This is a genomic window from Rubrimonas sp., from assembly GCF_036788415.1.
GTDB lineage: Bacteria > Pseudomonadota > Alphaproteobacteria > Rhodobacterales > Rhodobacteraceae > Rubrimonas.
In genome coordinates, this window is the sequence record NZ_DAIQNN010000124.1 from 1 (window position 1) to 6,427 (window position 6,427).

The window sequence follows — 6,427 nt, forward strand, 5'->3', positions numbered from 1 at the left end:
AGCGCGACGAACGCCTTCTGATAGGTCTGGTCGTTGAAGGCGCCGAGGAACTGCACCAGAAACAGCGGAAGGAAGCGCCGCGTGCCCAGCAGCGCGAATTGCGAGGGCCGGCGGGTCACGCCGGGTCGCCCATGGCCGGGGCGGCTGCGGTGGCGGCGATCCGAGAGCGGAACGCCGCGTCGGCGGCGGCGAAGCGCGCTTCCGCCGCGGCGAGGTCGTCGCCGTCGGCATGGGCGCGGATCAGGCGCATGGTCGCGGCCTCGATGCGGTCTTCGATCAGCGCCATGAAGTCGGCCTCGGGAAGGCCGGGGGGGATGGGGTCGAGGAACTCCACCGCGCCGGTGCGCCCGACCCGCTTGCGCCATTCCCGCCGAGGCCAGATCGCGCCGACCGACATCGCGACCGGCGTGACCGTCGCGCCGGTCGCGGAATAGATCCGCCAGACCCCGCTGCGGTACCGCTCGCGCGCGCCGAGCGCCATCAGCGTGCCTTCGGGATAGATCAGCAGCGGGCGGCCCTGCCCGAGCACCCGCTGCGCGCCCGCGACCACCTGCGCGGTGCGCCCCTGCGGCCCCTGATCGACGGCGACGGCGATGTAGTCGAGCCCGCGCAGCAGCGCGCCGACGAAGGGGTAGCGTTCGAGCTCCTGCATCACCACGGCGCCGAACTGCGGAAACAACGAGAACATCATCACCGCGTCGAGTTCGGACTGATGCTTGGCGACGAGCAGGTGCGGGCCGCCGGCGGGCAGACGCTCGCGCCCGAGCACCTCGATCCGCCCGCGCAGGATCAGCCGCACGAGCCCGCGCACCCGCCGCGTCCACCACGCCATGAGCGCGCGCAGCGCATCGCCCGCGCCAAAGTGGGCCACCGGCCAGGCGGCCATCGCGGTCAGGAAAGTCAGGACGTAGAAAGCGACGTTGAACAGGGCGACGCGCATCGGGGTCCGATCAGAAGGGGGCGCATCCCGCCCATTGCGACGCTAGCGTGTCGGTCGGGAGGGATCAAACCCGGAGCGCGCCGCCGCGCGCCTCACGCCTCCGCAGGCCCCTCCGCGGCCTTCGCCACACCGACCAGCGCCGGGCGCAACAGGCGGCCCGAGATGGTGAAGCCCGGCTGCATCACCTCGACGATAGCGCCCGGCTCGGCGCCGGGAACCGGCGCTTCGAACATCGCCTGATGCAGGTTGGGGTCGAACTTCGCGCCTTTCTCCGGCGTCACCGTCTCGATGCGGTGCTTGGCGAAGGCGTTCAGCAATTCGCGCTGCGTCAGTTCCAGCCCCTCGATGAAGGCGGCGTTCTGCGCGCGCAGCGCGTCGTCGGCGGCCTCCATCGCGCGGGCGAGGTTGTCGTGCACGCTCAACAGGTCGCGCGCTAGGCGGGTCCCGCCATAGGCCTCGGCCTCGCGCCGCTCGCGCTCGGCGCGCTTGCGCAGATTCTCGGTGTCGGCGAGCGCGTACATGACGCGCTTCTTCAACTCGTCGCGCTCGGCTTCGACTTCGGCCAGCCGCAAGGCGAGGTCGTCGCCAGGCGTCTCTTCGTGGGCGGCGTCCGCGGCTTCGGCGTCCGGCGCGAATTCGGGCGCGTCGGATGCGGGTTCGGCCTCGGTCGCCACGTCGCGTTTTTCTGCGCTCTGGGTGTTCATGCTCATCCTTTCCGCCGCCCCGCCGACCGGTCGGCCACGATCCGCCCGACGAGGCGCGCGGTGTAGTCGACGATCGGCACGATGCGGCCGTAGTTCAGACGGGTCGGACCGATCACGCCGATCGCCCCCACCAGCTTGCGCTCGGCGTTCATATACGGAGAGATCACGAGAGAGGAACCCGACAGCGAGAAAAGCTTGTTCTCCGCGCCGATGAAGATGCGCACGCCCTCCGCCCCCGCCGCGAGGTCGAGAAGCTGCGCGAGGTCGCGCTTGCGTTCGAGGTCGTCGAAGAGCTGGCGCATCCGGTCGAGGTCGAGCGCGTCCTGCGCGCCGTCGAGCAGGTTGGCGCGGCCGCGCACGATCAGCCGGTCGGGGCCCTCCGAAGCCTCGCCGCTCCAGACCGCGAGGCCGCGCTCGACCATGTCGGCGGCCAGCGCGTCGAGCTCGGCCCGGCGCGCCGCGATCGCCGCCGTCACCGCCTCGGCGGCTTCGGCGAGTGTGCGGCCCTGCAGCGTGGCGTTGAGGAAATTCGCGGCCTCGCGCATCGCCGAGGGCGTCATGCCGGCGGGAGGGGCGAACAGGCGGTTCTCGACGGTGCCGTCCTCGGTGACCAGAACCACCAGCGCCCGGTCCGGGGCGAGGCCCACGAACTCGACATGGCGGATCGCCGATTCGCTCTTCGGCGCGAAGACGAGCGAGGCGCAGTGCGACAGTCCCGACAGCATCGCGCCCGCCTCGTCGAGCACCGCGGCGAGGTCGCCTTCCGCGCCGCCGACGGCGGCGTCGATGGACTGGCGCTCGGCCTCGGAGACGTCGCCGATCTCGAGCAGCCCGTCGACGAACATCCGCAGCCCCAGATGCGTCGGCACGCGGCCCGCGCTGACATGCGGGCTGCCGAGCACGCCCAGCGCCTCGAGGTCCTGCATCACGTTGCGGATCGAGGCGGCGGACAGATTGAGGTCGAGCCGGCGCGACAGCGTGCGCGAGCCGACCGGCTCGCCGGTCTCCAGATAGGTCTCCACGAGCTGGCGGAACACGGCGCGGCTGCGCGCGTTCAGATCGCCCAGCCCCGGCGCGGGGTCGGTCATTGCGTCTCCCTTGTTCATGCCTCCGATTTAGGGCGTCCGCGCCGCAAGTGCGAGCCCGCCCGCGCAGCGCCCGAGGGGCTTCCCTTGCCGACGCCAAAGGGCGCCGCTATAGACCGCGCCAACCCGCGCAGGCCCCCGAGGAGCCCCGATGCCCAAGATCAACGGAAACGAGATCCGTCCCGGCACGATCATCGAGCATGACGGCGGGCTGTGGATCGCCGTCAAGACCGCCCATGTGAAGCCGGGCAAGGGCGGCGCCTTCGCCCAGGTCGAACTGAAGAACGTCCGCGACGGCCGCAAGCTCAACGAGCGCTTCCGCTCGGAAGACAAGGTCGAGCGGGTGCGGCTGGAGCAGAAGGACCAGCAGTTCCTCTATCAGTCCGAGGACATGCTGGTGTTCATGGACAGCGAGACCTATGAGCAGGTCGAGCTTCCGGCGGACATTCTCGGCGACCGCCGCCCCTTTCTGCAGGACGGGATGATGGTGAAGGTCGAGTATTACGACGTCGAGGCGCTGTCGATGCAGTTGCCCGAGAAGGTCACCTGCGAGATTGTCGAGACCGAGCCGGTGGTGAAGGGCCAGACCGCAGCCAACAGCTTCAAGCCGGCGATCCTCGACAACGGCGTGCGCGTGATGGTGCCGCCCTTCGTGGGAACCGGCGAGAAGATCGTCGTCAACACCGAGACGTTCGACTACGTCGAGCGCGCCTGAACGGCATGACCACAGCTTCGCCCAATCTGGCCGTGATGATAGCGGCCGCCCGCAAGGCCGGGCGCCGGCTCGTCCGCGATTTCGGCGAGGTCGAGAATCTTCAGGTCTCGGTCAAGGGCGCGGGCGATTTCGTCTCCAACGCCGACCGCAAGGCCGAGGAGACGATCCGCGCCGAGCTGGAGCACGCCCGCCCGGCCTATGGCTGGCTCGGCGAGGAGACAGGGGCGGCGGCGGCCTCGGACGGGATGAACCGCTGGATCGTCGATCCGCTCGACGGCACCACCAACTTCCTGCACGGCCTGCCGCACTGGGCGATCTCGATCGGGCTCGAGCGCAAGGGCGAGATCGTGGCGGGCGTGGTCTACGACCCGATCAAGGACGAGATGTTCACCGCCGAGAAGGGCGCGGGCGCTTGGATGAACGACCGGCGGCTGCGCGTCTCGGGGCGGCGCGACATGTCGGAGATGATCTTCGCGACCGGCGTGCCCTTCATGAACTCGCCGCATCTGCCGCGCACGCTGAAGGATCTGGCGCATCTGATGCCGCGCTGCGCCGGCGTGCGCCGCTGGGGGGCCGCCGCGCTCGATCTCGCCTATGTCGCCGCCGGGCGTTACGACGGCTATTGGGAGCGCAACCTCAACCCTTGGGACGTCGCCGCCGGCGTGCTGCTGGTGCGCGAGGCGGGCGGCTTCGTCCACGACATCGACGACGAGGCGCGCGATCCGGTGGCGGGGCGCGCCATCGTCGCCGCCAACGCCGAAGTGTATGCGACCTTCCGCGACCTGCTGCGCATCGGCTGACGCCGCCCCTCAGGGCAACCCCAGCCAGTCCGCCGCCGCCGCGCCCGCCCAGCGCCCCGTGGCGATGCAGCCGGTGAGCAGATAGCCGCCGGTCGGCGCTTCCCAGTCGAGCATCTCGCCGGCGGCGAAGACGCCGGGACGGGCGCGCAGCATCAGCCGCTCGTCGAGCGCGTCGAGGCGCAACCCCCCGGCGCTCGAGATCGCCCGCTCCAGCCCCATCGGGGCGTCGAGCCGCAGGGCGAGGCTCTTGATCCGAACCGCGAGCGCGCGCGGCTCGGGCGGGACCGTTCCTTCGGCCTCGCGGAGCAGCGCCGCGGCCAGCGGCGACAGGCCCAGCCGCCGCAGCCGGTTCGCCGTCGACAGGCCGGGGCGCATCGCCGACACCCGCGCCGCCAGCGCGTCGGCCGTCACGTCGGGCTTGAGGTCGACGGTGAGCGCCGCGCTTCCCTCGCGCGCAACCGCGTCGCGCAGGCCCGCGGACAGCGCGTAGATCGCCCCGCCCTCGACGCCCTCGCGCGTGATCGTCGCCTCGCCGCGCAGACGCGTCCCGCCATGAGCGAAGGCCGCGCCCTTGAGCGGCGCGCCGGCGAAGCGGGCGGCGAAGTCGTCGGACCAGCGCCGGCGGAATCCGCAATTGGCCGGGGCGAAGGGCGCGAGCACGTCGCCGTCCAGCGCCTGCGTCCAGAGCCCGTCCGAGCCGAGCCGGGGCCAGCTCGCCCCGCCGCAGGCCAGCACGACGGCGTCCGCGGTCAAGGCCCCGCCGCCCTCCAGCCGCACGTCCCCCGCCCCGTCCCAGCCGAGAAACCGCGTCCCGAGAACGAACGCCGCGCCGAGCGCGTCGAGCCGGGCGCGCCACGCCCGCAGCAAGGGCGAGGCCTTCATCGCGACGGGGAAAACCCTGCCCGAACTGCCGACGAAGGTCTCGACCCCGAGGCCCGCGCACCAGTCGCGCAAGGCCTCCGGCGGAAACGCGCGGATCGCCGGTTCGAGCCTGGGGCGGGCGGCCCCGTAGCGGTCGAGCAGCGTCTCCAGCGGCTCGGAATGCGTCAGGTTCAGCCCGCCGCGCCCCGCCATCAGGAACTTGCGGCCGATGCTGGGCATGCGCTCGATCACCGTGACCCGCGCCCCGCGCCCCACGAGAATCTCGGCGGCGGCGAGCCCGGCCGGCCCCGCGCCGACGATCGCGGCGCGCCGCGCGCCCCGGGTCACGCCGCGTCGAACGTCAGCGGCGCATAGCCCGACGCGGTGAGCAGCCCTTTCTCGACATCTTCGAGAACCAGACAGCTCAGCAGGCCGGTGGCGTAGGCCTTGGTGTCGAGCCCGACCCGATTGGCGCGGATGACCGGCTCCGGCGAGACGGTGTGGCCATGCACGACCACCGCGCCGAAATCGCCCTCGTGGCTCAGGAACGGCTCGCGGATCATCACCAGATCGCCGATCTTCTGCTTCTCGATGCGCACTTTCGGCCGCAGCCCGGCATGGACGAAGAGATAGTCGCCCTGCCGCTCCATGAAGGACAGGCCGCGCAGGAAGGCGAGATGCTCGGGCGGGAGCGCGCTCGCGAAGGCCTTGCGCACCGCCTTGGCCGAGCGCAGGCCCAACCCCGGCGCAAAGGCGTCGACGCCGTAGGAGGCCAGCGCCTCCAGGCCGCCATAGGCGAACCAGTGCTCGGCGGACTTGCCCGGATCCTCGAGGAAGCTCAGCGGGTAGAGGTCGTGATTGCCGCACAGGCAGGCGGCGTCGCCATCCTGCGCGAACTCGATCAGATGCGCGATCACGCCGGCGCTGTCGGGGCCGCGGTCGATGTAGTCGCCGAGATGGATCACCCGGAACGCCCGGCAGGGGCGGCGGACGAGGTCGGCTCCGATGCGGGCGTGCATCTCGCGCAGCAGATCGAGCCGGCCATGCACGTCGCCGATCGCGTAGAGCCTGAGCCCTTCAGGCGCGCGGGCGTCTCGCAGCTGGGGCATCGGGGGCGCTCGAACAACCGGGGAGAAAACCACGCCCCCGGTCGCGTCATGCGGCCGGGGGCGCGGGGGTCGAGGCGTCAGGAAAAAGCGAGGGACGACATCGCCGCCCGGCGCGTTCAGACTCTCAGAGCGCGCCTTCGCGCTGCGCCTTCTTGCGGGCGAGCTTGCGCGCGCGCCGAATCGCTTCGGCCCGCTCGCGCGCCCGCTTCTCAG

At 71.6% G+C, this 6,427-nt stretch carries 7 protein-coding genes and 1 pseudogene; 2 read left to right on the plus strand and 6 right to left on the minus strand.

Going from position 1 to position 6,427, the window contains the following annotated elements; genetic code table 11:
• Positions 1–115: 115 nt before the first annotated feature.
• From V7Q31_RS16505 to hrcA, 3 genes are all read right to left on the minus strand, one after another.
• The gene (locus tag V7Q31_RS16505; protein ID WP_333834955.1) at positions 116–940 is read right to left on the minus strand and encodes a lysophospholipid acyltransferase family protein; all 825 of its coding nucleotides are present in this window, start codon (positions 938–940) and stop codon (positions 116–118) included.
• 92 nt (positions 941–1,032) lie between these two features.
• Positions 1,033–1,644, minus strand: coding sequence for a nucleotide exchange factor GrpE (locus V7Q31_RS16510; protein ID WP_442976717.1), 612 nt, complete (start codon positions 1,642–1,644; stop codon positions 1,033–1,035).
• Between the two features lie 2 nt (positions 1,645–1,646).
• Positions 1,647–2,732 (minus strand): heat-inducible transcriptional repressor HrcA, encoded by a 1,086-nt coding sequence (hrcA, locus tag V7Q31_RS16515; RefSeq protein WP_333834957.1) that lies wholly within the window; start codon positions 2,730–2,732, stop codon positions 1,647–1,649.
• Between the two features lie 148 nt (positions 2,733–2,880).
• Here hrcA and efp point away from each other — a divergent pair, with 148 nt between their 5' ends.
• Positions 2,881–3,444, plus strand: a complete 564-nt coding sequence (efp, locus tag V7Q31_RS16520; protein WP_333834958.1) for an elongation factor P — start codon at positions 2,881–2,883, stop codon at positions 3,442–3,444.
• Positions 3,445–3,449: 5 nt separating this feature from the next.
• Positions 3,450–4,244, plus strand: coding sequence for an inositol monophosphatase family protein (locus V7Q31_RS16525; RefSeq protein ID WP_333834959.1), 795 nt, complete (start codon positions 3,450–3,452; stop codon positions 4,242–4,244).
• Between the two features lie 9 nt (positions 4,245–4,253).
• Here the strand turns inward: V7Q31_RS16525 and V7Q31_RS16530 are convergent, their stop codons facing one another.
• The 3 genes and pseudogenes from V7Q31_RS16530 to V7Q31_RS16540 form a co-directional block, all read right to left on the minus strand.
• Positions 4,254–5,453: a TIGR03862 family flavoprotein gene (locus V7Q31_RS16530; protein WP_333834960.1), complete on the minus strand. Its 1,200-nt coding sequence runs from the start codon at positions 5,451–5,453 to the stop codon at positions 4,254–4,256.
• Positions 5,450–6,214, minus strand: coding sequence for a metallophosphoesterase (locus V7Q31_RS16535; protein ID WP_333834961.1), 765 nt, complete (start codon positions 6,212–6,214; stop codon positions 5,450–5,452). The genes V7Q31_RS16530 and V7Q31_RS16535 overlap by 4 nt, the downstream gene beginning before the upstream one ends.
• Before the next feature lie 124 nt (positions 6,215–6,338).
• A pseudogene (locus V7Q31_RS16540) lies at positions 6,339–6,427 on the minus strand (30S ribosomal protein S21); the annotation flags it as partial.